23 protein-coding genes and 3 tRNA genes are annotated in these 24,239 nt (G+C 71.0%); 14 read left to right on the top strand and 12 right to left on the bottom strand.

The genetic code is table 11. The annotated features are described in order from the left end of the window. Positions 1–38 precede the first annotated feature (38 nt). The 4 genes from AB0C75_RS06870 (at position 39) to AB0C75_RS06855 (ending at position 3,769) form a co-directional block, all read left to right on the top strand. Complete coding sequence (locus AB0C75_RS06870; protein ID WP_329228626.1) at positions 39–1,253, top strand: FAD-dependent monooxygenase; 1,215 nt, start codon at positions 39–41, stop codon at positions 1,251–1,253. A gap of 23 nt (positions 1,254–1,276) precedes the next feature. Beyond that, positions 1,277–2,317, top strand: a complete 1,041-nt coding sequence (locus AB0C75_RS06865; protein WP_329228628.1) for a cupin domain-containing protein — start codon at positions 1,277–1,279, stop codon at positions 2,315–2,317. 36 nt (positions 2,318–2,353) lie between these two features. Beyond that, the gene (locus AB0C75_RS06860; RefSeq protein ID WP_329228630.1) at positions 2,354–3,220 is read left to right on the top strand and encodes a fumarylacetoacetate hydrolase family protein; all 867 of its coding nucleotides are present in this window, start codon (positions 2,354–2,356) and stop codon (positions 3,218–3,220) included. A gap of 99 nt (positions 3,221–3,319) precedes the next feature. Beyond that, on the top strand, positions 3,320–3,769 hold the full coding sequence (locus AB0C75_RS06855; RefSeq protein WP_329228632.1) for a MarR family transcriptional regulator: 450 nt from the start codon (positions 3,320–3,322) through the stop codon (positions 3,767–3,769). Positions 3,770–4,206: 437 nt separating this feature from the next. On the opposite strand, the gene AB0C75_RS06850 is transcribed toward AB0C75_RS06855, so the two are convergent. The 3 genes from AB0C75_RS06850 to AB0C75_RS06840 all read right to left on the bottom strand — a co-directional run bounded on the left by AB0C75_RS06850 (position 4,207) and on the right by AB0C75_RS06840 (position 4,645). Beyond that, positions 4,207–4,283, bottom strand: a tRNA-Ile gene (locus tag AB0C75_RS06850). 211 nt (positions 4,284–4,494) lie between these two features. After that, positions 4,495–4,567: transfer RNA gene (locus tag AB0C75_RS06845), tRNA-Asn, on the bottom strand. A gap of 5 nt (positions 4,568–4,572) precedes the next feature. Next, positions 4,573–4,645: transfer RNA gene (locus AB0C75_RS06840), tRNA-Asn, on the bottom strand. Positions 4,646–4,827: 182 nt separating this feature from the next. On the opposite strand from AB0C75_RS06840, the gene AB0C75_RS06835 reads away from it, so the two are divergent. The 5 genes from AB0C75_RS06835 to AB0C75_RS06815 all read left to right on the top strand — a co-directional run bounded on the left by AB0C75_RS06835 (position 4,828) and on the right by AB0C75_RS06815 (position 10,767). Then, positions 4,828–5,130 (top strand): YtxH domain-containing protein, encoded by a 303-nt coding sequence (locus tag AB0C75_RS06835; protein WP_362887825.1) that lies wholly within the window; start codon positions 4,828–4,830, stop codon positions 5,128–5,130. A gap of 94 nt (positions 5,131–5,224) precedes the next feature. Continuing rightward, entirely contained in the window at positions 5,225–6,670 is a 1,446-nt protein-coding gene (locus tag AB0C75_RS06830; RefSeq protein ID WP_362887823.1) for an FGGY family carbohydrate kinase, read from the top strand. A 178-nt stretch (positions 6,671–6,848) separates the two neighbouring features. Continuing rightward, entirely contained in the window at positions 6,849–8,582 is a 1,734-nt protein-coding gene (locus tag AB0C75_RS06825; protein WP_362887821.1) for an ABC transporter ATP-binding protein, read from the top strand. Then, a complete protein-coding gene (locus AB0C75_RS06820) occupies positions 8,582–10,507 on the top strand; it encodes an ABC transporter ATP-binding protein (protein WP_362887819.1) in 1,926 nt (641 codons plus the stop codon). Before AB0C75_RS06825 ends, AB0C75_RS06820 begins: the two co-directional genes overlap by 1 nt. Before the next feature lie 41 nt (positions 10,508–10,548). Beyond that, positions 10,549–10,767: a hypothetical protein gene (locus AB0C75_RS06815; protein ID WP_362887817.1), complete on the top strand. Its 219-nt coding sequence runs from the start codon at positions 10,549–10,551 to the stop codon at positions 10,765–10,767. Positions 10,768–10,789: 22 nt separating this feature from the next. Here AB0C75_RS06815 and AB0C75_RS06810 read toward each other — a convergent pair whose 3' ends face one another. From AB0C75_RS06810 to AB0C75_RS06790, 5 genes are all read right to left on the bottom strand, one after another. Then, complete coding sequence (locus AB0C75_RS06810; RefSeq protein WP_362887815.1) at positions 10,790–11,866, bottom strand: RNA polymerase sigma factor; 1,077 nt, start codon at positions 11,864–11,866, stop codon at positions 10,790–10,792. A 189-nt stretch (positions 11,867–12,055) separates the two neighbouring features. Then, on the bottom strand, positions 12,056–13,963 hold the full coding sequence (dnaG, locus tag AB0C75_RS06805; protein WP_362887813.1) for a DNA primase: 1,908 nt from the start codon (positions 13,961–13,963) through the stop codon (positions 12,056–12,058). A gap of 97 nt (positions 13,964–14,060) precedes the next feature. Beyond that, positions 14,061–15,320, bottom strand: coding sequence for an FAD-dependent oxidoreductase (locus AB0C75_RS06800; protein ID WP_362887811.1), 1,260 nt, complete (start codon positions 15,318–15,320; stop codon positions 14,061–14,063). Between the two features lie 118 nt (positions 15,321–15,438). Next, positions 15,439–16,758, bottom strand: a complete 1,320-nt coding sequence (locus tag AB0C75_RS06795; protein ID WP_362887810.1) for a deoxyguanosinetriphosphate triphosphohydrolase — start codon at positions 16,756–16,758, stop codon at positions 15,439–15,441. A gap of 36 nt (positions 16,759–16,794) precedes the next feature. Then, positions 16,795–17,703, bottom strand: coding sequence for a sirohydrochlorin chelatase (locus tag AB0C75_RS06790; RefSeq protein WP_362887808.1), 909 nt, complete (start codon positions 17,701–17,703; stop codon positions 16,795–16,797). Positions 17,704–17,906: 203 nt separating this feature from the next. On the opposite strand from AB0C75_RS06790, the gene AB0C75_RS06785 reads away from it, so the two are divergent. Then, on the top strand, positions 17,907–18,605 hold the full coding sequence (locus AB0C75_RS06785) for an ElyC/SanA/YdcF family protein (RefSeq protein WP_362887806.1): 699 nt from the start codon (positions 17,907–17,909) through the stop codon (positions 18,603–18,605). On the opposite strand, the gene AB0C75_RS06780 is transcribed toward AB0C75_RS06785, so the two are convergent. From AB0C75_RS06780 to AB0C75_RS06770, 3 genes are read right to left on the bottom strand one after another with little or no spacing between them, the layout of a single operon-like run. Next, a complete protein-coding gene (locus AB0C75_RS06780; protein WP_362887804.1) occupies positions 18,562–19,101 on the bottom strand; it encodes a gamma-glutamylcyclotransferase family protein in 540 nt (179 codons plus the stop codon). The genes AB0C75_RS06785 and AB0C75_RS06780 overlap by 44 nt on opposite strands. After that, on the bottom strand, positions 19,098–19,436 hold the full coding sequence (gene cutA / locus AB0C75_RS06775) for a divalent-cation tolerance protein CutA (protein ID WP_362887802.1): 339 nt from the start codon (positions 19,434–19,436) through the stop codon (positions 19,098–19,100). Before cutA ends, AB0C75_RS06780 begins: the two co-directional genes overlap by 4 nt. Before the next feature lie 56 nt (positions 19,437–19,492). Next, entirely contained in the window at positions 19,493–20,071 is a 579-nt protein-coding gene (locus AB0C75_RS06770) for an NAD(P)H-dependent oxidoreductase (protein WP_362887801.1), read from the bottom strand. Between the two features lie 68 nt (positions 20,072–20,139). Between AB0C75_RS06770 and AB0C75_RS06765 the strand changes: the two genes are divergently transcribed. The 4 genes from AB0C75_RS06765 (at position 20,140) to AB0C75_RS06750 (ending at position 23,230) form a co-directional block, all read left to right on the top strand. Continuing rightward, positions 20,140–20,934: an aminotransferase class IV gene (locus tag AB0C75_RS06765; protein WP_362887799.1), complete on the top strand. Its 795-nt coding sequence runs from the start codon at positions 20,140–20,142 to the stop codon at positions 20,932–20,934. 45 nt (positions 20,935–20,979) lie between these two features. Further along, positions 20,980–21,435 carry a DUF5990 family protein gene (locus AB0C75_RS06760; protein WP_362887797.1) on the top strand — a complete coding sequence of 152 codons (456 nt, stop codon included), beginning with the start codon at positions 20,980–20,982 and terminating at the stop codon, positions 21,433–21,435. A gap of 363 nt (positions 21,436–21,798) precedes the next feature. Beyond that, the gene (locus AB0C75_RS06755; RefSeq protein ID WP_362887795.1) at positions 21,799–22,575 is read left to right on the top strand and encodes a hypothetical protein; all 777 of its coding nucleotides are present in this window, start codon (positions 21,799–21,801) and stop codon (positions 22,573–22,575) included. Between the two features lie 22 nt (positions 22,576–22,597). After that, positions 22,598–23,230, top strand: a complete 633-nt coding sequence (locus AB0C75_RS06750; RefSeq protein ID WP_362887793.1) for a class F sortase — start codon at positions 22,598–22,600, stop codon at positions 23,228–23,230. 77 nt (positions 23,231–23,307) lie between these two features. Here AB0C75_RS06750 and AB0C75_RS06745 read toward each other — a convergent pair whose 3' ends face one another. Then, positions 23,308–24,099 carry a TSUP family transporter gene (locus AB0C75_RS06745; protein ID WP_362887791.1) on the bottom strand — a complete coding sequence of 264 codons (792 nt, stop codon included), beginning with the start codon at positions 24,097–24,099 and terminating at the stop codon, positions 23,308–23,310. Between the last annotated feature and the right edge of the window lie 140 nt (positions 24,100–24,239).

Below are 24,239 nucleotides of genomic sequence, written 5' to 3'. Positions count from 1 at the left end.
CCGCAGCGTCCGCCGCTCCTTCCACGCCAGGAGGCCGTATGTCCAACACTCCAGAACCTCTCCGTATCGCCGTGGTCGGCGGCGGCATCGGTGGACTGGCCGCGGCGTTGGCAGTCGCCCGTTCCGGACACCACGTCACCCTTGTCGAACGATCGGCCCAGTTCGGCGAGCTCGGGGCCGGTCTGCAGCTCGCGCCGAACGCCTCCCTCGCCCTCGAACAACTCGGTGTCCTCCCGGCCGTTCAGGGCACGGCTGTCGCCCCGCCCCGGCTCGTCATGATGGACGCTCTCACCGGCGACCAGGTCACGTCACTGGACCTGCGCAGTGCGGCCTACACCGAGCGTTTCACCCACCCCTACCTCGTCACACACCGCACCGATCTCCACGCCGCGCTGCTGGCCGCCTGCCAGGAATACCCCTCGGTCACCCTGCGCACCGGTCACACCGTCACACACATCGACCAGAACGAATCAGGGGCCCAGCTCCACTTCGCCGAGGACCACGCAGTACTGGCGGCGGACGCGGTCGTGGCCGCGGACGGCCTGCACTCCCGCCTGCGCCAGACCCTGGTGGGCGACGGAAAGCCGGTCTGTTCCCGCTACGTGGCCTTCCGCGGAGCCCTGCCCACGGAGAAGATGACCGGCCGCATGTCGCAGCACGCCGCGTCGGAGGCCGTGATGGTGTGGGCCGGACCCCGCATGCACCTGGTGCAGTACCCCGTACGTCGCGGAGAGCTGTACAACCAGGTCGCCGTCTTCGAAAGTGACCACTACACGCCGGATTCCGACGACTGGGGCACCGAGGCCGAGCTCGAGGAACGCTTTGCCGGAACCTGCCTGACCGTGCGCGACGCGCTCCCCCTCATCTCGCGCGACCGGCGCTGGCCCCTCTACGACAGGCTGCCCATCGACAACTGGGTGCACGGCCGGATCGTCCTCCTCGGCGACGCCGCCCACCCGATGCTCCAGTACCTGGCCCAAGGCGCCTGCCAGGCCCTGGAGGACGCAGTGGCCCTGGGAGAGAGCCTCGGCCGGTTCGGCGATCCCGCGGACGCCTTCACCGCATACGCCGCGCAGCGCACGGAACGGGCGGCACGCATCCAGACCAACGCCCGCCGCTTCGGGGAAATCTGCCACCTGGAAGGCATGGGCGCCACCTTCCGCAACCAGCTCCTCGCATCCCGCAGGCCCGACGACTTCGACGACATCTCGTGGGTGTGGACCCCGGCCGCGACCACCGTTCCCACCACGTGATCCCGATACCGAAGGAGGACACCATGACGACCGACGAAACCGTCTACAAGGCCCTGGAGTCGGCGGGCGCCGCACCGCTGTGGCGCTTCTACGGCAACCTGTTCCCGGCCCAGCCGAAGAGCCGGGCGGTCCCCCACCGCTGGAGCTGGCAGGAACTGCGCCCGTACCTGCTGCACTTCTCCGAGACGCTGTCACTGCACGAGGCCGAACGGCGCGTCCTCATGCTGGTGAACCCCGGCCTGACCGATCCCCCAGCCACCGTCAACACCCTTTACGCAGGACTACAGATCATCCTGCCCGGCGAGACCGCCCAGGCCCACCGGCACACCTCCAACGCCTTCCGCTTCATCCTGGAGGGCAGCGGAGCCTGGACGACGGTCAACGGCGAGCGTGTCTTCATGTCGCCGGGCGACCTGCTGCTCACCCCCGGGTGGCACTGGCACGACCACACCCATGAGGGCGACGCGCCGATGATCTGGCTCGACGCGCTGGACTACCCACTCGTCAACACCCTGGAAGCCGGCTTCTACGAGAAGTACCCGCAGCGCCTCCAGCCCGTGACCCGCCCGGACGACGCGGGCAGCAGGCAGTTCCTGCACGGCCGGCTCAACCCGGTCTGGCTCACCCAGGACGGACCCAACTCCCCCGTGACGCGTTACACCTGGGAGGAGACCCGGCACGCCCTGGACAGCATCGCCGACACCGCCGAGGGAAGCGACGTCGACGGCATCGTCCTGGAGTACACCAACCCGTGGACCGGCGGCCCGGTCATGCCCACCATCGGCTGCCGCGTCCAGCGGCTGCGACCGGGCTTCCAGGGATCCGGCCGCCGGCACACCGCCTCCACCATCTTCAGCGTCGTCCGCGGCGAGGGCACCACGATCGTGGACGGCGAGCGGCTGGAGTGGTCGAAGAACGACACCTTCGCCGTGCCCGGCTGGGCCTCCTACCGGCACCTCAACGCCTCGGCCTCGGACGACGCCGTCCTGTTCTCCTACAGCAACGAGCCGGTCATGCGCTCCCTCGGCCTGTACCGCACGGAAGACGCCGACCCCGGCGCCTGATCCGCCACCCACCCGACACCTCACAAGGAGGCCCTGATGCGTCTGGTCCTGTTCAACAAGGGGCGGCTCGGCGTCGTCGATGGCCACGACCTCGTCGACGTCACCGAGCAGCTCGCCGGCTCCGGCACACCCGGCCCCGCCGGAGCCTTGCACCACTTCATCGAGACCACGGCCCGTGGCGGAACCGCTCAACTCGACCTCACCGGTCTCCCGCGCGTCCCGCTCACCGAGACGGCCCTGGAAGCACCGCTGCCCCGCCCTGGCAAGATCGTCGGCGCACCGGTCAACTACCTCGACCACAAAGCCGAGATGGAGTACACCACCTCCATCGCCGACCTCGGTGTCTTCCTCAAGGCCAACTCGTCGGTCATCGGACCGGGCCAGGACATCCTCCTGCCCTACACGGACAAGCGCACCGACCAGGAGGGCGAACTCGGCGTCGTCATCGGACGCACCGCCACCCACGTCAGCGCCGACGAGGCACTGGATCACGTCTTCGGCTACACCTGCGTACTGGACATCACCGTCCGCTCCGGCGAGGACCGCTCCACCCGCAAGTCGTTCGACACCTTCACCCCCCTCGGACCGTGGATCGTCACCGCCGACGAGATCCCCGATCCGGACACCCTCGACCTGCGCTGCGACGTCGCCGGTGAGACCCGGCAGCAAACCAACACCGCTGATCTGATCTTCGGTGTCCGTGAACTGATCGCCTACACGTCCTCCGTCATGACCCTCCATCCCGGTGACGTGATCGCGACCGGCACACCGGCCGGCGTGGGACCGCTCAGCCACGGCGACAGGATCGTCCTGGACATCGAGCGCGTCGGCCGTCTCGAAGTGGGCGTCGACGGCAACCGGGCCGTCCCCTACGAGCAGCGCCCCGGAGCTCGGTTCCGCTGACAGCGCCGCGGCCGAGAGGTGGTGCCGGGCACTCGTAGACTCCCAGGGCCTGCCGGCTCCCTGACCGGCACCACCTCAGAGCTCAACGAACGGAGCATCGTGGCGCGCGCACTGGAGCTGCACAACTACGTCGGACATCTCATCCGGCGCGCGGAACAGGTCCACACCGCCCTGTGGTTCCGCCACGTGTCCCGCGACATCACCTCACAGCAGTTCGCCGTCCTCAACGCCCTGCGCCAGGAACCGGGCATCGACCAGCGCACCCTCGCCCACCACACGTCCCTGGACCGCTCCACGATCAACCAGATGGTCCGGCGCCTGACGGGCCAGGGCTATCTGAGCCAGGTGCGGGACGAAGAAGACCGCAGGCGAACCCTGCTGCGCCTGACGGATGAGGGAGCCGCACTGCTCGACTCCCTCATCCCTGCCGCGAAACGCATCAACGAGCAGCTCCTGGAGTCACTGACGGAGAACGAGCGGGCGCTGGCCACGGACATTCTCCGCAAGATCGCGTCCCTGGACGACGAGCCGCTCGACGGCGCGGCGTAGCGGACCGGCACCAGCCCCGGCCTTCAGCCTGAGCCGTCCTGGGACCGGTGCCGTTCCCCTTTCCCGCACCATGCAGTCGATGACACGAGCATGGCCTGACCCACTTGGTAGAGGTCGGCACGCATCGGCCCGGAACCCTGCCGACGACACCCAGCTCACCCTCGCCGGCCTTCCAGCCGGCCCCGGTCGCCGTCGCCGCCGCGCCGATACGTCGCGGGCACGCAGCGCTCACCTCAGCGTCCGCTCGACGCAGCTACGGGTACAGAGGTGGGAGCAACCACCACGCATCCCACCGAGGAACGACCAAAATCCCAGTTCACAGACCTATGGCCTGCGCTGGGGCCTCAGAACGCTGCACGCCGCTGCACCCGATTTGAGGTTCCCGTGTCCGTGAAAACGACGTTCCCGCAGGTCAGAACGTTTCCGCAGGGTAAAACTGGTGGGGCGGGTGGGACTCGAACCCACGGCCGACGGATTATGAGTCCGCTGCTCTAACCGGCTGAGCTACCGCCCCGTTTCGGCGTGGCGCGTACAAGTGTGCGCGCCTTCTGCCGCAGCATAGCCGGTCATACGATCTCCTGCTGCGGATGGTCGGCTTCGCATGACCATGAAGACTGCGCTGCTCGCTGCCCGGTTCCCGGCCGTACGGAATCGCCCCGAAAGAGTCACGGGCACCCTCGCGCGGGCACACGAAAAAGGACCCCGAAGGGTCCTCTCCCGCATCGCTCCCCCGACTGGACTCGAACCAGTAACCCTCCGGTTAACAGCCGAATGCTCTGCCAATTGAGCTACAGGGGATCGCGCTCCCCCGACTGGACTCGAACCAGTAACCTGCCGGTTAACAGCCGGCTGCTCTGCCAATTGAGCTACAGGGGATTGCTGCGTTGCCTCGAATCGTACCTGCCTGGCGGCTGCCGAGCGGCGCACGTTCGCTGCGACACATACATTAGCGCAAGCAGGGGGGTGCTCCGCCAATCGGTATCGGCCGGGGTGATCTCCGGTGTCCTGGGGTAGGCGGGGCAGCACACGTCGGCAGGGTCGAAGGAAGGGTGACAGCCATGCGGTACCGGCTCACGTTCATCGCCGGAGTGGCGCTCGGTTACGTGCTCGGCACGCGAGCCGGGCGCGAGCGCTACGAACAGCTGAAGAAGGCCGCGCAGCAGCTGGCCGAGAATCCCGCCGTGCGGAACGCGGCGGAGTCCGCCGCGCACGGCGGCCGGGACTTCGCCGGCAAGGCGTACCACTCGGTGAGCGAGAAGGTGGGGGACAAGGTCCCCGTGTCCGTCTCCGACCGGGTGCGCTCGCTGCGGGAGCGCAACGGCCACACAGGCAGCGACGACTGGGGTACGACGAACACCTGACGAACACCTGAGACTCCTTCCGTGCCGGGCGCGCAGCCCGGCACGGGACGGTCCGGCGTACGGACCGGTCCTCGGGTGCGGCAGAATCGTGTCCATGGGCATAGTGGCCGGCTTGGACAGTTCATCCGCCTTCACGCACATCGTCGTCTGCGACACGGACACCGGTGCGGTACTGCGGCAGGGGTACGCAGCGCATCCCGTCGAGGCCAAGGCCTCCGAGGTGGATCCGCAGGCGTGGCTGCTCTCACTCGGTGAGGCGGCCTCCGGAGGGCTGCTCGAAGGTGTGCAGGCCATCGGTGTGTCCGCGCAGCAGCACGGGCTGCTGCCGCTGGACCACCAGGGCAATCTCGTGCGGCCGGCGTTGCTCGGCAACGACCGGCGGGCGCAGGCAGCCGCGGCCGATCTGGTCGACGGGCTCGGTGGGCGGCAGGCCTGGGCCGAGGCCGTGGGCGCCGTGCCGCAGGCCGCGCAGCCCGTGTCGAAGCTGCGCTGGCTGGCGCGCTCGGAGGCGGAGAACGCGCAGCGGGTCGCCGCCGTCCTCCAGCCGCACGACTGGCTGGTGTGGCAGCTGCTCGGCCGGCCCGCCCGCCGGACGACCGACCGGGGTGCCGCGTCAGGTACGGGCTACTGGTCGGCGAGCACCGGGTCCTACCGGCCGGATCTCGTGGAGCTGGCGCTCGGCCATCAGGCCGCTCTGCCCGAGGTGCTCGGCCCGGCCGACGCGGCGGGGACGACGCCGGAGGGGCTGCTGATCTCGGCGGGCACCGGCGAGACGATGGCCGCGGCCTTCGGGCTCGGTGTCGCCGTCGGAGACGCCGTGGTGTCGCTGGGGGCCTCGGGCTCGGTGATGGCCGTGCATCACGAGGCGCTGGCCGACCCCACGGGGATGATCACCTCCTTCGCCGACGCGACCGGGATGCATCTGCCGGTGGTCCACACCTCGAACGCGGTACGCGCCCTGCGCGGTACGGCCGAGATGCTGGGGGTGGACGGCCTCGACGAACTGTCCGCGCTGGCGCTGAAGTCGACGCCGGGTTCTTCGGGGCTCGTCCTGCTCCCCTATCTGGAGGGTGAGCGCACCCCGCAGCTCCCGCACACCGCAGGGACGCTGAGCGGGCTGCGGCGTGAGTCGATGAAGCCGGAGCATCTGGCGCGGGCCGCCTTCGAGGGGATGCTGTGCTCGCTGGCCGACGCCCTCGACGTGCTGCGGGACCGGGGTGTGGAGGTGAGGCGGGTGTTCCTGCTGGGCGCCGCCGCCGAACTCCCCGCCGTGCAGGCCATGGCACCCGGGGTGTTCGGCACCCAGGTCGTCGTGCCGCAGCCCGCCGAGTACGCGGCGCTGGGCGCCGCCCGGCAGGCGGCGTGGGCGCTCGGGGTCTCGCAGGGGACGCTCGACCCGCGCACTCCCCCGGCCTGGCAGGACGCCGCGGCGCAGGTGCTGGATCCGGGTGAGGAGCTCGCGGTGGGCCGCGCGGTGCGCCAGCAGTACGGCGCCACCCGCGACCAGATCCACCCCGGGGCGTTCGGCGAAACCGACTGAGGAGGCACCTGAGGAGGCGCCCGAGGAGAGCGGGGCACCGGCCGAGGAGGGCCGTGCCGGCCGAGGGGCGCGCGGCCCCGGACTTTTGACCGGGACTTGGAGAAAAGCGTTGGCAGTCGGGGTCCGGGGTGCCGGACTATGGACCGGCCTCTGCCCTTCGCCGACCCGAGAGACTCGCGTGCTCATAAAACTCCTGCGGACCTATCTGGGTCCGTACAGACGTCCCATCGTGCTGCTGGTGCTGCTCCAGCTCCTGCAGACCTGCGCAAGCCTCTATCTGCCCACCCTCAACGCGGACATCATCGACAACGGTGTCGTGCAGGGTGACACGGGCTACATCCTGGAATTCGGCGGCGTGATGATCGCCGTCAGCGTCATCCAGATCATCTGCAACGTCGGGGCGGTCTACTACGGCGCCCGTACGGCCTCCGCTCTCGGACGGGACGTGCGGGCGTCGATCTTCGACCGGGTGCAGTCGTTCTCCGCCCGTGAGGTGGGGCGGTTCGGGGCTCCTTCGCTGATCACCCGTACGACCAATGACGTGCAGCAGATCCAGATGCTCGTCCTGATGGCGTTCACCTTGATGGTTTCGGCGCCCATCATGTGTGTCGGCGGCGTCATCATGGCGCTCGGTCAGGACATCCCGCTGTCGGCGGTGCTGCTGGGCGTGCTGCCGGTTCTCGGTATCGCGGTGAGCCTCATCGTGCGCAGGATGCGGCCTCTGTTCCGCACGATGCAGGTGCGGCTGGACAAGGTGAACCGTGTGCTGCGGGAGCAGATCACCGGCAACCGCGTCATCCGTGCCTTCATCCGTGACGACTACGAGGAGAAACGCTTCCGCGGTGCCAACACGGAGCTGACGGCGGTGGCGCTGTCGACGGGGCGGCTGATGGCTCTCATGTTCCCGACGGTGATGACCGTGGTGAACCTGTCGTCCATCGCCGTGGTCTGGTTCGGCGCGCACCGCATCGACAGCGGCGGGATGCAGATCGGGGCACTGACCGCCTTCCTCGCGTATCTGATGCAGATCGTGATGTCGGTGATGATGGCCACCTTCATGTTCATCATGGTGCCGCGCGCGGAGGTCTGCGCCGAGCGCATCGAGGAGGTCCTGGGGACCGAGTCGAGCGTGGTCCCGCCCACCTCCCCGGTCACGAAGCTGCTCAAGCACGGCCATCTGGAGATACGGGACGCGGAGTTCCGCTTCCCGGGTGCCGAGGAACCGGTGCTGCGCTCGGTCGATCTCGTGGCGCGGCCCGGGGAGACGACCGCGATCATCGGGTCGACGGGCAGCGGGAAGTCGACGCTGCTCGGGCTCGTACCTCGGCTGTTCGACGCGACTGACGGCGATGTACTGGTCGACGGTACGGATGTGCGGACCCTGGATCCGGTGCTGCTGGCGAAGACCGTGAGCCTGGTCCCGCAGAAGCCGTATCTCTTCTCGGGGACGGTCGCGACGAATCTGCGCTACGGCAATCCGGACGCCACCGACGAGGAGCTGTGGCACGCGCTGGACGTGGCGCAGGCGAAGGGCTTCGTGGAGGGTCTCGAACACGGTCTGCACGCACCGATAGCTCAGGGCGGCACCAATGTCTCCGGTGGCCAGCGGCAACGGCTCGCCATCGCGCGGACGCTGGTGCAGCAGCCGGAGATCTATCTCTTCGACGACTCGTTCTCGGCCCTGGACTACGCGACGGACGCCGCGCTGCGCGCCGCGCTGTCCCGCGAGACGGAGGGGGCGACCGTGGTGATCGTGGCGCAGCGGGTGTCCACGATCCGTGACGCCGACCGGATCCTGGTGCTGGACGAGGGCCGGGTCGTCGGGACGGGCAGCCATCACGAGCTGATGGACGGCAATGAAACCTACCGGGAGATCGTGCTCTCCCAGCTGACGGAAGCGGAGGCCGCCTGATGGCTGGACCGGGCGGACGGATGATGGCCGGAGCGCCCACCGAGCGGTCCATGGACTTCAAGGGGTCCGGGAAGCGGCTTCTGCGGAGGTTCAGCAAGGAGAAGTCCTCGCTGTATCTGATGCTGGCGGCCGGCACGCTGAGCGTGGCGTTCTCCGTGGTGGGACCGAAGATCCTCGGTAAGGCGACGGACCTGATCTTCGCGGGTGTCGTCGGACGGCAGATACCGGGCGGCACGACGAAGGACCAGGCCGTCGACGGCCTGCGCGAGCAGGGCAACGGCGGGCTCGCCGACATGCTGAGCGGGGTGGACTTCACCCCGGGCGACGGCATCGACTTCGGCGCGGTGGGGCAGGTCCTGCTGGCGGCGCTGGTGGTGTACGTCGGCGCGGGGCTGCTGATGCTGGTGTCGACCCGGCTGTCGATCCGGGTGATCAACCGGGTCGTCTTCCAGCTGCGCGAGGACCTGCAGACCAAGCTGGCACGGCTCCCGCTCTCCTATTTCGACCGGCAGCAGCGCGGTGAGGTGCTGAGCCGGGCGACGAACGACATCGACAACATCTCGCAGACGATGCAGCAGACGATGGGCCAGCTCATCAACTCCCTGCTGACCATCGTCGGTGTGCTGATCATGATGTTCTGGATCTCGCCGCTGCTCGCCCTGGTCGCGCTGGTGACGATCCCGCTGTCCGTGTTCGTCGCGGCGCGCGTCGGCAAGCGCTCGCAGCCGCACTTCGTGGCGCAGTGGAAGGTGACGGGCAAGCTCAACGCCCACATCGAGGAGATGTACACCGGCCACAGCCTGGTGAAGGTCTTCGGTCGGCAGGAGGAGTCCGCGAAGGACTTCGCCGAGCAGAACGACGCGCTGTACGAGGCGGGCTTCAAGGCCCAGTTCAACAGCGGGATCATGCAGCCGCTGATGATGTTCGTGTCGAACCTGAACTATGTGCTGGTCGCGGTCGTCGGCGGGCTGCGGGTGGCGTCGGGTGCCCTGTCGATCGGTGATGTCCAGGCGTTCATCCAGTACTCGCGGCAGTTCTCGATGCCGCTGACGCAGGTCGCCTCGATGGCGAACCTGGTGCAGTCGGGCATCGCGTCCGCCGAGCGGGTCTTCGGCCTGCTGGACGCCGAGGAGCAGGCGCCCGACCCCGACCCGGCCGAGCGGCCGAAGGAGCTGCGCGGCAGTGTCGCGCTGGAGAACGTGTCCTTCAGGTACGACCCGGAGAAGCCGCTCATCGAGGATCTCTCGCTGAGCGTGGAGCCGGGTCACACGGTCGCGATCGTGGGCCCGACCGGCGCGGGCAAGACGACGCTGGTCAATCTGCTGATGCGGTTCTACGAGGTCACGGGCGGCCGGATCACCCTCGACGGGGTCGACGCGGCGAAGATGTCGCGGGACGAACTCCGGTCGGGCATAGGCATGGTGCTCCAGGACACCTGGCTGTTCGGCGGCACGATCGCGGAGAACATCGCCTACGGTGCCTCGCGCGATGTGACCCGTGAGGAGATCGAGGAGGCCGCGCGGGCGGCCCACGCCGACCGTTTCGTCCGTACGCTCCCCGACGGGTACGACTCGGTGATCGACGACGAGGGCGCCGGGGTCAGCGCGGGCGAGAAGCAGCTGATCACCATCGCGCGGGCGTTCCTGTCCGACCCGGTGATCCTGGTGCTCGACGAGGCCACCAGCTCGGTGGACACGCGTACCGAGGTGCTGATCCAGAAGGCGATGGCACGGCTGGCCCACGGCCGTACGAGCTTCGTGATCGCGCACCGGCTCTCGACGATCCGGGACGCGGATGTGATCCTCGTGATGGAGAACGGCTCGATCGTCGAGCAGGGCACGCACGACGAACTGCTGGCCGCCAAGGGCGCCTACGCCCGGCTGTACGCGGCGCAGTTCGCCGAGGCGCCGGCCGAGGTCGACTGACGGCGCCGTCCGGCAGCGGTACGAGGGGGAACGGGGCGAGGATGGCAGAGCGCGGCGGGGGAAAGAGGGCAGGCGGCGATCGCGGGACCGGCGTCGCGCTCGGAATGAGCGTGGGTACGGGGCTCGGGGTGGCGTTCGGTGCGCTGACCGGAAATCTGGCCCTGGGCGTCGGCGTCGGGATGGTCCTGGGCGTATCGGCCGGCGCTCTGCTGGGGGCAGCGGCGGAGAGGCGGAAGAAGGGCGGCGGAAGCGGTTCGTAGGGGGTTCACGAGCCGCCGCCGCTCAGTCCAGGTAGCCCCTGAGCTGGTCGGCGAAGGCGTGGCCCCGTAGCTTGTCGAGCGTCTTGGACTCGATCTGGCGGATGCGTTCGCGTGTCACGCCGAAGAGCCTGCCGATCTCCTCGAGCGTGCGGGGCCGCCCGTCGTCCAGCCCGTAGCGCAGCTGGACGACCTTCCTCTCCCGCTCCCCCAGGGTGGAGAGCACCGTCTCCAGGTGCCGGCGCAGCAGGAGGAAGGCCGCGGTCTCCACGGGTGAGGCGGCGTCGCCGTCCTCGATGAGGTCACCGAAGGCGACGTCGTCCTCCTCGCCCACGGGGGCGTGCAGGGACACGGGTTCCTGGGCGAGCCGCCGGACCTCGACGACGCGTTCGGGCGTCAGGTCGAGCTGGGCGGCGACCTCTTCGGCCGTCGGCTCGTAGCCGCGTTCCTGGAGCATGCGGCGCTGGACGCGGACGACCCGGTTGATCAGCTCGACGACGTGCACCGGGACTCTTATGGTCCTGGCCTGGTCGGCCAGTGCGCGGGACATCGCCTGGCGGATCCACCAGGTCGCGTACGTGGAGAACTTGTAGCCCCGCGCGTAGTCGAATTTCTCGACCGCTCTGATCAGCCCGAGGTTCCCCTCCTGGACCAGGTCGAGCATGGTCAGGCCCCGTCCCACGTAGCGCTTGGCCACGGAGACCACGAGGCGGAGGTTGGCCTCGATGAGCCGGCGCTTCGCCATCCGCCCCATGACCACGATCCGGTCCAGGTCGAGGGCGAGCCCGGCGTCGGGTTCCGGGGTGCCGGTCAGTCGTTCCTCGGCGAAGAGTCCCGCTTCGACCCGGCGGGCGAGGTCCACCTCGTCGGCGGCGCTGAGCAGCGGTATCCGGCCTATCTCCCGCAGGTACTGGCGGAAGAGATCGGATGTCGGGCCGCCTGTTTCCGGGCGGCCGCGCGACTCGGAGGACTCGGGAGGCTCCACCGGTTCCTCCAGCACCGGCTCGGGCGTGCCCGTCGTCTCCGGGTGACGCGTGACCCGGTTCTGCGCGGGAATCGCCGGGACATGCTCGGTCGTGGTCGGCACGGTCCGGGTCTGCACGGGGGCGACCTCCAGGTGATCGCTGCCGGATCGCGGGGGATGGAGGTCCGCCCCGGGCGGACCGGCCGCGCTCCGATGACTCAGGCACCGTCCCCCAGTGTGGGGTACGACACATCACTGCCACGAGGGGCGTGCGGTGACTTTCTGGGTCCGGAGCGTGGCGGGGCGGCCCGGGGGCCGTATATCGGGTCAGAGGGCGTCGGCGCCGTGGCTGCGCAGCGACTGGGCGTACTGCTGGAGGACCCAGACCTCGTTCTGCGCGGCCGCCAGATGATCCGGGGCGACATTGCTGCCGAGCCGGGCGAGGCTGCCCTGGACGTCGTCGATCCTGCGGTCGACGGCGCGCAGACGGACCTTGACCAGATGCTGGCCGGCGTACGACTCGTCGATGGACTTGCCGTGGAAGACCTCGACGGCGAGCTCGGTGACGAGCTTGCGCACCGTGTCGTCGGGGGTCGCGTCGAGCACCTGGACCAGATATTCGCGGGTCTCGGCGACGCCCAGCTCCGCGCCGCCGGCCTCCGCGATGCACTGGCGCACCGCCGCGTACGGCGGGGCGGTGAACTCGTCGACGCCGTACGCGTCGAACGCCGGGGAGACCAGGGCGGGCTTCTGCAGGGCGAGCTTGAGCAGCTCGCGCTCCGTGCGGTGGGCGGGGCTGCGGAGGTTGAGCGCGGGGCCCGGCGGTGCCTTCGGCGCCTGGATCTGCTCGCGCGGGGGGCCGCCCCGGGAGGGCCCGCCCCGCGAGGGGCCGCGCTCGCCCCGGTCGCGGGCCCAGCGGGCGAGCTGCCCGACGCGCTTGACCACGAACTGGGTGTCCAGGATGCCGAGCAGCCCGGCCAGCTGGACGGCGACCTCGTGCTGCGAGGAACTGTTCTTGATACGGGCGACCACGGGCCCGGCCTCGTCGAGCGCCGCGGCGCGGCCCGCCGGGGTCTCCAGGTCGTATCGGCCGACGATCTGGCGGAGCGCGAACTCGAAGAGCGGGGTGCGGGGCTCGACCAGGTCGCGGACGGCGTCGTCACCCTTGGCGAGCCGCAGGTCGCACGGGTCCATGTTGTCGGGGGCGATGGCGATGTACGTCTCGGCGGCGAACTTCTGGTCGTCCTCGAAGGCGCGCAGGGCGGCCTTCTGGCCCGCGGCGTCACCGTCGAAGGTGAAGATGACGCGGGCGCTGCCGTTGTCCATCAGGAGCCGTCGGAGGATCTTGATGTGGTCGTTGCCGAACGAGGTGCCGCAGGTGGCGATGGCGGTAGTGACCCCGGCGAGGTGGCAGGCCATGACATCGGTGTATCCCTCGACGACGACGGCTCTGCTCGCCTTGGCGATGTCCTTCTTGGCCAGGTCGATGCCGTACAGCACCTGGGACTTCTTGTAGATCGAGGTCTCGGGGGTGTTGAGGTACTTCGGGCCGTTGTCGTCGTCGCGGAGCTTGCGGGCACCGAAGCCGACGGTGTCGCCCGAGGTGTCGCTGATCGGCCACATCAGCCGGCCGCGGAAGCGGTCGATGGGGCCGCGGCGGCCGTCCTGGGAGAGACCGGAGCTGATGAGCTCCTTGTCGCTGAAGCCCTTGCCGCGCAGGAAGCGGGTGAGGTGGTCCCAGCCGGCGGGGCTGTAGCCGACGCCGAAGTGGGCCGCCGCGTCCTGGTCGAAGCCGCGTGCGGCGAGGAACGCCCGGCCGATCTCCGCTTCCGGGCCGTTCAGCTGCTCGCGGTAGAAGTCGGCGGCGATCTTGTGTGCCTCGACCAGGCGGATGCGCTCGCCGCGCTGGTGGGAGGGGTTGTAGCCACCCTCCTCGTACCGCAGGGTGATGCCCGCCTGGCCGGCGAGGCGCTCGACCGTCTCCGAGAAGGTGAGGTGATCGATCTTCATCACGAAGGCGATCGTGTCGCCGCCCTCCTGGCAGCCGAAGCAGTGGAACAGGCCCTTGCCCGGACTCACCTGGAAGGAGGGGGACTTCTCGTCGTGGAAGGGGCAGAGTCCCTTGAGGTTTCCGCCGCCCGCGTTGCGCAGCTGAAGGTACTCGGACACGACGGCGTCGATCGGGACCGCGTCCCGGACCGCCTTCACGTCGTCGTCATTGATCCTGCCTGCCACGTGTGAAGTCTACGGGTGGGGCCGGACGACCGGGACCGGCCGGCTGCGCGGGGCCCTCCCCGGGCGCCGGCCGGTCGTCCGATGCCCGGGCCGGCGCTCAGAGCAGCGAGTCCAGCGGCACCGTGGGGTCGCCCAGGGTGTCCGGATCGACCGGCTCCGCGGCCCTGATCAGCTTCTGGATGCTCTCGGTGACGTCCCACACATTGACGTTCATCCCGGCGAGCACCCGGTGGTCCTTCAGCCAGAAGGCGATGAACTCGCGCTTTCCGGCGTCGCCCCGGATGACGACCTGGTCGTACGAACCGGGCGGCGCCCAGCCGGAGTACTCCAGACCGAGGTCGTACTGGTCGGAGAAGAAGTACGGCACACGGTCGTACGGGACGTCCTGGCCGAGCATCGCCTTCGCGGCGGCGGGGCCGGTGTTCAGGGCGTTCGCCCAGTGCTCCACGCGCAGCCGGCCCCCGAAGAGCGGATGGTCCACGGACGCGATGTCCCCGGCGGCGTAGATGTGCGGGTCGGAGGTACGCAGCGAGGCGTCGACGACGACACCGCCGCCCTCGGCACGGCTCGCTGTGTCGAGCCCGGCGGCCTCGGCCAGCGAGGTGCGCGGGGCCGCGCCGATCGCGGCGAGCACGTCGTGGGCGGGGTGCTCCTCGCCGTCGTCGGTACGGGCGGCGAGGACCAGGCCGTCCTGCCCGGTGATCTCGGTGAGGCGGGCGCCGAAGTGGAAACGGACGCCGTGCTCGGCGTGCAGCTCGGTGAAGATCTGGCCGACCTCGGGGCCGACGACGTGGTGCAGCGGGGTCGCCGACGGGGCGACGACGGTGACCTCGGCGCCGTAGCCGCGGGCCGCCGCGGCGACCTCCAGGCCGATCCAGCCGGCTCCGGCGATCACCAGGTGGCCGTTGTCGCGGCCGAGGGCGGCGAGGACGTTACGCAGCCGGTCGGCGTGGGCGAGGCGGCGCAGGTGGTGGACGCCCACCAGGTCGGTGCCCGGGATGTCGAGGCGGCGGGGCTCGGCTCCGGTGGCCAGCAGCAGCTTGTCGTAGTGGACGACGGTGTTGTCGCCGAGCTGCACCGACCGGCCGTCCCGGTCGATGGAGGTGACCATCTGGCCGAGGTGCAGCTCGATGTCGGCGCCCGCGTACCAGGCGGTCTCGTGGACGAAGGTGGAGTCCCGCTCGTCCTTGCCCAGGAGGTAGCCCTTGGACAGGGGAGGCCGCTCGTAGGGATGGTCGCGCTCGTCGCCGATGAGGATCACCCGGCCGCTGAAGCCCTCCGCCCGGAGTGTCTCGGCCGCCTTCGCTCCGGCGAGCCCTCCGCCGATGATGACGAACGTCCGATGTGCGTCGACCACTTGATGCCTCCTCGGTACTGTGCTGCGCGGCGCCGCCACCTGCGAGCGTCCCGCACGCAGGGTGATGGCGAAAGAGGGTGTGCCCCGATCAGGTCACCGCCGCTGGCATGTGGCCCGGTCATGCCCCAGTCTGCCCAATGCTCGTGAGACTCCCGTGAAGGGACCGCGCGGAGGCGTCCGTCAGTGCGGCGATCTGGTCGACGAGTACCCTCTTGCGGGCCCGGTCGTCGGGGGCCGCCGTGTACAGCGCGTGGAACTGCGGCTCAAGACCTTCGGGCGCGCGGGCGGTCAGGGCGGCGGCCAGCTCGGCGATGACGATCCGCTGGTCCGCGCGGATGGCCTCCTGCTCGGCGCGCTGCATGACGTAACGGTCGGCGACGGCCTTGAGGACGGCGCATTCGTTGCGCACCTCACGCGGGACGATCAGCTCGGCGCCGTATCTGCCGAGCCGCCCAGGTCCGTACGCGGAGTGGGTCGCGGCCTCGGCCGCGAGGCAGAACCGGCCGATGAGCTGGCTCGTCGTGTCCTTCAGCCGGGCCTGGGCGACCGCCGTGCCGTCGTAGCCGTGTGGCCACCACTCCTGGGCGGTGAGCCGGTCGAGGGCGTCGGCGAGCTCCTGCGGGTCGGTGTCCGCCGGGACGTACCGTCCGATGGCGACGCCCCAGATCTCCGCGCGCTCCGGTTCGGAGAAGAGGCAGCCCGGGTCGATGTGTCCGGCGTGCAGTCCGTCCTCGAAGTCGTGCACGGAGTAGGCGACGTCGTCGGACCAGTCCATCACCTGGGCCTCGAAGCATCTGCCGTCCTGCGGCGCGCCCTTGCGGATCCAGGAGAAGACCGGCAGGTCGTCCTCGTACACCCCGAATTTCGGTGAGCCGGGGTCGGCGGGGTGCTCGCCCCGGGGCCAGGGGTATTTGGTGGCGGCGTCCAGGGCGGCCCGGGTCAGATTGAGTCCGACACTGACGAGCTCGCCGCTGCGCGGGTCGCGGACGAAGCGCTTGGGTTCGAGCCGGGTCAGCAGGCGCAGCGACTGGGCGTTCCCCTCGAAGCCGCCGCAGTCCGAGGCGAAGTCGTTGAGCGCCTGTTCGCCGTTGTGGCCGAAGGGCGGGTGGCCCATGTCGTGGGAGAGGCAGGCCGCTTCCACGAGGTCGGGGTCGCAGCCGAGCGCGGCGCCGAGCTCCCGGCCGACCTGGGCGCACTCCAGGGAGTGGGTGAGCCGGGTCCGGGGACTGGCGTCCCAGGCCAGACCGCGGGTGCCTGGCGTGACGACCTGGGTCTTGCCGGCGAGCCTGCGCAGGGCGGCGGAGTGGAGCACCCGGGCACGGTCACGCTGGAAGGCGGTGCGGCCTGGCCGCTTGTCGGGCTCGGTGTCCCAGCGCTCGGTGTCGGCGGCGCCGTAGGGCGTGTCGGGCGTGTCCCTGGGGTCGTGCGTACCGTCCATGTCTTTGACATTAGACCGGCGGGCTGACAGGAGGGGTCAGGCGGAGGCCAGGAGGGGCGGGTGCGTCAGGGCGCCGGCTGCGGGGGCCGGGCCGGTCAGGGCCTGGTCGTAGCGGTGGAGCAGGAGGCGTGCCAGGGCGGGGTGTGCGCCGATGGGAGCCGCGGCGATGCCCGGTGCGGCGGCGGCCGAGAGGGTCGCGAAGCGGCCGGGGGCCGTGAAGTACGACGCGAGGGCCACCCGGTGGCGGCCACGGGCGGCGAGCGCCCGCACGGCGGCCGGCACGTCGGGCGTGGCCGCCGATGCGTACGCGGGTATGACGGGCACTCCGCCGATGCGGTCGCTGAGCATCGCGGCGGTACGGCGCGCGTCGACGTCCGAGTCGGGGTCGCGCGACCCGGCGGCGGCCAGCACGACGGCGGTGTTGCCGCTCCTGGCGTCCTCGTCCCGCCAGCCCGCCTCCAGAAGGCGCTCGTACAGGGCTTCGACGAGCAGGGGGTGCGGTCCGAGCGGGGCCGCGATCCGGGTCCTGAGCCGGGGCGCGGACGCCGCGGCCCGGGGCAGGTCGTGCCGTACGTGGTGACCCCGGCCGAGCAGCAGCGGTACGAGCACGGCGTCGCCCCGCCCGACGGCGTCGAGTGTGTCCGGCAGCAGGGGCTCGTTGAGCTCGATGTGGCCGAGCCTGACGTCGAGGCACGGCCGCAGCTCCCGTACCCGGTCCAGCAGCTCCAGGACGGTGCGCAGGGCCTGCGGGTCCCGGCTGCCGTGCGCGACGGCGACCAGGGTGGGGGCGGAGCTGCGGGGGCTGCGGTGCATGGGCCTGCGGGTTCCGTTCAGGGAGACGAGGCTGAGCTGGGTGCCGAGCTGTGCGGTGATACGGGTCAGGAGCTGCGCTGCGCTGTCGAGGGGCTGGGGCTCACGGGGGTGTTCCGGTGCCGGCTCCGTCATGGACCGATGGTGCCGGGAGGACGTTGCCGGGCCGTTTCGCACCGGTGACGGGTGTTTGCGTCCGCCTCACAGGGCGGGGGTCCTCGGTGTCAGTGGCTGTTCACACCGGTCGCACTGGAGCGAACCGTTCGCCCTCGCCGTTCGTCCCCTCCCTGTGAGAGCCGGTCCACGAGTGATCCGGTACGAGCGCGGAGGGGCGCCGCATGTGGTTGAGGACCCGGCGGGGGCAGCGGCGGCTGGTGCAGGTGCTGATGCTGGCCTGCGCGGTGGCGCTGGCGCCCGCGGCCTGGCTGCACACCGCGGCCGACGCCCGGGTGCGCACGGTGGCGGACGCGCCGGCGCGGGAGGTCGCCGTGGTGTTCGGGGCGGGGCTGCGGGAGGGCCGGCCCTCGCCCTATCTCGCGCACCGGCTGGACGCCGCCGCCGAGCTGTACAGGGCGGGCAAGGTCCGGGTCGTGCTGGTCACCGGGGACAACAGCCGCGCGGAGTACGACGAACCGGACGCCATGCGTACGTATCTCACCGCGCGGGGCGTCCCGGACGGACGGATCGTCAGCGACTACGCGGGCTTCGACACCTGGGACTCCTGCGTCCGGGCCAAGAGGATATTCGGGGTCGACCGGGCCGTGCTGGTGAGCCAGGGCTTCCACATACGCCGGGCGATCGCCCTCTGCCGGTCCGCGGGGATCGAGGCGTACGGGGTGGGGGCCGACGACGTCCACGATGTCACCTGGTACTACGGCGGGACGCGGGAGGTGTTCGCGGCGGGCAAGGCACTCCTGGACGCCGTGTTCGAACCGGACCCGCACTTCCTCGGCCCGAAGGAGCCGGGGGTGACGGAGGCGCTCACGGATGACCTCACGGCGTCGGGCGGGGCGGACGGGGCCGGCGGGGCGGGCTGAGCCAGTCGCCGTTCGGTACGGGTGTGCCGCCGGCGCGCAGGGAGCGGGCGACAGGGGCGGCGGCGAGATAGACCCAGGCGCGGACGGACCCGCCCCGGCCGGAAGGGGCCTTCCCGGGACCGCCGGAAGCGCCTGTCCTGGGACCGCCGGAAAGGTCCGCCTCGGGACCGACAGGGGCGTCCGGCGTCACGGGGACGGCCCGCCGGGCCACCCGCTCGTACAGATTGCGCGGGTGGTCCGGGCCCAGGTACTGCTCCAGGCCGTCCAGCATCGCGAGCAGTTCCGCGTACGCGCCGGGCGCCGCTGTGACCAGCGCGCCACGGACGGTGCCGTGGCCCTCGATCGCGTACGGATAGCCCGGACCCTCGTAGAGGAGGGCGCCGGGCAGCAGGGCCGGGCGCTCCTCCTGGGTGCGGCCCCGGAGGAACCGGTCATGGTTCGGCTCACCGGGGAGCAGCGTGCCGTACACGAAGAAGGGCGGCTCGACTTCGGTCACAGCGTCGCGACGGGCGCCGTTTCCGCGGACACCCAGTCGAGATAGCGCCGGCTGCCGCGCACGACGGGCGTCGCGATGATCTCGGGCGTCGCGTAGTCGTGCGCGGCGACCAGGTGGGCCTCCAGCTCGTCGTACCGTCCGGCCGTCGTCTTGAACAGCACCTGCCACTCCTCACCGGACTCGATGGCTCCCTCCCACCGGTACACGGAGATGACGGGCGCGGAGATCTGGGCACAGGCGGCGAGTCGTGCGTCCACCGCGCCCCCGGCCAGGGCCTTGGCCTTCTCCTCACTGTCCGTCGTGGTCAGTACGGTCAGCCATGCGGGCTCGGTCATCCCCTGGTCTCCTCGCTGTCGGTGTCCGTGGCCCCTCGATTGTCGCTCCCGCGACCTCAGCCGCCGTACGGGTGCCGGGTCCTGGCCTCGCGCAGGGCGCGGCCCCACCAGACGAGCTGGTCGAGCAACCGCTTGGCCGCCCCGTCGACCTGGACCGGGTCCTTGGGCACGCCCCGGTCGTCGAAGAGTGCGCCCGCGTTGTGGAAGGAGACGGTGTCGCGGACGGTGACGGTGTGCAGTTCGGCGAAGACCTGGCGCAGGTGTTCGACGGCCCGCAGGCCGCCGGAGATTCCGCCGTACGACACGAAGGCGACGGGCTTGGCCTGCCATTCGGCGAAGTGCCGGTCGATGAGGTTCTTCAGCGGGGCCGGGTAGGAGTGGTTGTACTCGGGGGTCAGCACGACGAAGGCGTCGGCACGGGCCAGTCGGGGGGCCACCTCGACGGCGACGGTGGCGGGCGGCTCGGTCTCGGCGACATCGATCAGCTCGGTCTCGATGTCCGGGTGGCCGTCGGCCCGCCCGAGGAACCACTGGGCGACGACGGGGCCGAAGCGGCCCTCGCGGTTGCTGCCGAGGATCACGGCCACCTTCAGCGGGGCGTCGGTCGGGGCGGGAACTGCTGTGTTGAGGTCCATGCCGAGCAGACTCACACCTCAACCGTGATTGAGGTCAAGCGCGGCTCCGCGGCACTACGCTGAGGGCCATGACATCCCCCGCACCGGACCTCTACGTCGAGTTCGACGGCCACCCCGCCACCGGGGAGGATCTGCGGATCCCCGCGTTCTCCGGGTTCGGCCATTTCACCGCGATGCAGGTCAGGGAGCGCACGGTGCGCGGCCTCGCCCTGCATCTGGACCGGCTGGAATCCGCGAACCGGGAGCTGTTCGAACTGCCCCTGGAACGGGAGTACTTGCGTGGGCTGATCGGGCACGCGCTCGACGGCGCCGGGGCACGGGACGCGTCGGTGCGGGTGCACGGCTTCCTGCCGCCCGGCAGCACGCGGACGGCGCTGATGGTGACGGTGCGGGGGCCGGCCAGGGCGGACGGCGCACCGCGGAGCCTGATGTCGGTCCCGTACGCGCGCTCCGTGCCGCACATCAAGCGTCCCGGTGAGTTCAGCCAGACCTACTACGGGCAGCAGGCGAGGCAGGCGGGCTTCGACGAGGCACTGCTGACCTTGCCCGGCGGTACGGTGGCCGAGGGGTCGATCACCAACATCGGCTTCTGGGACGGCACTTCGGTCGTCTGGCCGGACGCGCCCGCACTGACCGGCATCACCATGGCACTGCTGGAGAGGGGACTCCCACAGGCCGGTCCGCCCTCGGTGCGGCGCGGGGTGACCCTGGACGGACTCGACGCGTACCGGGCGGCGTTCGTCACCAACTCGCAGGGCATCGCACCGGTCCACCGGATCGACGACACCCCCTTCGCCGTCGACGAGGACGTCATGAAGCTGCTCGGCCAGGTGTACGAGGACGCTCCGCGCGAGACCGTCTGACCTTCGACGCCGCCCGGCCACAGCGGCATGCGGGACCATGGGGCCATGCAGATCCACATCGAAGCCTCGGAACTCCCGGGCCGCACCTGCGGCCCCGACACCGACTTCGCCGACTACCGGAACATCCACGTCGGCGTGCAGCGCAAGGACCGCCCCGGCGAACTGCTCGGACTGCATCCCGGCGACGCGGAGCGCGCCTCCTGGACCCTGGACTGCACAGCCCTGTCCACCGAGGAGGGCATCGAGGTGTCGGGGCCGTACATCCAGAACCGGTTCGGGGGGCGCTTCGTCCATCTGTCCTGGGGCACCGTGGACGACTCCGGCACCTTCACCATGTTCCGCCGGGCCAAGCTGATGATGAGCGACATCGCCCCGCAGGTCCTGGAGGCCGCCACCCGCACCGGGCACCTCACCGCCACGCTCCGTCTGACCGACGACAGGGGCCGGCCGCGGTGCGCCCGCGTACGCCCGCCGGACGTCGGCTGGTCAGCGACGAGCTGAGATCGAGGAGAGAAAGGACGACGCCGCTCCCACCGGTTCCAAGGGGGGATGAACCGGTGGGGGCGGCTGCCGCGGGGCCGGCGGGGGGCTGCCGTCCCGTGGGGGGGGGTAGAGACCGTGTGCCCGGCCCACCGGCACCCATACATGTGAGCTGCGTCACACATTTTCGGGGTACTGGCCTCACCCGATCGGCACCGGCGAACCGGGCGACCTCGCTCACCGCCGCGACCTGCACCGGGTCCGCCCCGGCGGGCGCGTTCCCGGCTCCGTACGGGTGAAAACTGACGCCATGTCAGCATGCGGCCGAAGGCCCGGGCGCCTTGCATCGAGGGCAGGACACATCCGTCTGCCCGGAGGATTCCCATGCACAGCCCTGCCCGCCTCGTGACCGGAACCGCCGCCGCGGCACTCACCGCCGCCGCGCTCGGCCTCGCCATCCCGTCCGCGCACGCGGACAGCCTCGGCAGACCGGGGTTCAGCGCGGCCGCGGACTGCGGGGCCCAGGACACGGCGGGCACCGAAGCGGCGGCCCCCTGCGACGACGGCGGGGCGGCCGGGGGCCTGGGCCGGTCCGGCAGCGTGGCCGGAAACCTCGTGGCGGGAAACCTCGGGGCCGAAAGCCCGGCAGCCGATGACGCCGGAGCCGACGCCCCAGGAGCCGATGCCCCAGGACCGGCCGACGGTCAGGACCTGGGCGGGGGGCTGGACGCGGCCGATGATCCGGCAGCGGTTTCGGGTTCCTCCTGGCCGGATGCGGAGGCGGAGGAAGAGGGCGACACGGGGATCGGGGACGGGTCCGGCGCCGGAACGCTCCAGCAGCCCGGGACCGGAACCGGAACGGCTCCCGGCACGAAGCCGGGAGATCGCCCGGAGACCCCGCCCTCGCGCGGGACCGACCCCGCCACAGACCCGGGGACCGACCCCGGCGCCGCGAAGCCTCCCGTGTCCCCCGGGCACAGGCCCACGACCGCGCCCAGTCCCAGCCCCAGCCGCCCCTCCGGCCATGTCGGGACGGGTGTGGGCGGCAGCGCCGCCCCCGACACCGCCCAGCTCGCCGCGGGCGCCGGCCTGGTCGGGGCGGCGTCCATCAGCGGTCTGCTGCTCATGCGCCGCCGCCGCGCCGACGGCCCCCGCCACTGAGGCGGCCGGCGGAGGACGGGACGTGGACAGGACGGCACTCAGAGCCAGGGCCTGGCTGGTGGGCGTAGCCGCGCTGTGCGGCACCTGGCTGGTCCACAACGGCGCGGCCCCCCGGACCGTCGCCCCCCAGCCGTCCACCGCCGAGGCCTTCGCGGCGGGCCCCGAGGTGCGGCCTGGCGCCCGGGCCGCCGAACCGCTGCGCGCCTCAGGACCTGTCAGGATCCGCATCCCGGGCATCGGGGTGGACGCGCCCATGACGGGCCTCGCGCTGGGCGCGGACGGCAGCCTCGACGCTCCACCCGCCGCCGACCGGAATCTCGCGGGCTGGTTCGAGGGGGGCACACCGCCCGGCGCCAAGGGCACCGCCGTCGTGGCCGGCCACGTCGACAACGCTGAGGGGCCGTCCGTGTTCTACGCACTCGGCTCCCTGAAGAAGGGCGCGGAGGTCGAGATCGACCGCCGGGACGGCCGCACCGCCGTCTTCTCGGTCGACGCGGTCGAGGTGTACGAGAACGACGCGTTCCCCGACAAGCGGGTCTACGGCCCCACCCCGCACGCTTCCCTGCGGTTGATCACCTGCGGCGGCGGTTTCACCCGCGAGACGGGCTACCAGGGCAATGTAGTGGCGTACGCCCACCTCACGGGGGAGCACTGAACCGGAGAACACCGAACCGGGCAGCACCGGACCGGCGGGCCCGCCCGACGAGCACCGCCCGACGAGCACCGCCCGGGTCAGGCGGTCCACTGGTCGAAGCCGAGCTTGGCGACCAGCGAGAACACCACGATCAGCAGGACCCCGCGGACGAAGTCGCTGCCCTTGCGGAGAGCCATCCGCGCCCCGAGCATCCCGCCCGCCAGATTGAATACGGCCATCAGCGCGGCCAGCTGCCACAGGACGGTGCCCTGGTAGGCGAACATCGCCAGCGCACCGCCATTGGTGCAGACGTTCACGATCTTGGCGGTGGCGGATGCGGTGACCAGGTCGAGGTGGAGCACCGCGGTCAGCGCCAGCACCAGGAAGGTGCCCGTGCCGGGCCCGAACAGCCCGTCGTAGAAGCCGATGCCACCGCCGACCAGCACCACCGCGGTGACCGCGCGGGCCCGCGTGACCTTCCGGTCGGTGCCGTCGCCTGCCGCCGCCGTGCCGAAGGACGGCCGCAGCATCACGAAGGCCGCGACGGCCAGCAGCACCACCATGATCACCGGACGCAGCAGATCGCTGCTGATGCCCGCGGCGAAGAAGGCACCGGTCATCGACCCGGCGAGCGCCATGAGCCCGATCCGCACGGCGGCCCCCACCTGCACCGGCGCCTTCCGTACGTAGGTCACGGCGGCGCCCGAGGTCCCGACGATCGCGACGGCCTTGTTGGTGCCCAGGACGTGCGCGGCCGGGACGTGCGGGAGACCCAGCAGCAGGGCGGGCAGGAGGAGCAGGCCGCCGCCGCCCACCACCGCGTCGATCCAGCCGGCCACGGCGGCGGCCAGACAGAGCAGAACGAGGGTGGTCAGCGTGATCTCGGGCATATCCGCGAGCTTAGAGGGTCCGTCCAACCAGTTGCCGACCATCCATCCCGCCATCCGTCCCGCCGTCCGTCCGGCCCTCACAGAGGCCGTCCGCGCGCGCTGAGCGCAAGGTTCCCGCCGGGAAACAGGAGGGATGCGGT

The organism is Streptomyces sp. NPDC048565, from assembly GCF_040650935.1.
In the GTDB taxonomy this organism is placed as follows: Bacteria; Actinomycetota; Actinomycetes; order Streptomycetales; family Streptomycetaceae; genus Streptomyces.
The sequence above is the reverse complement of the archived record's forward strand: the minus strand, read 5'-3'. Positions and strand labels throughout refer to the sequence as shown.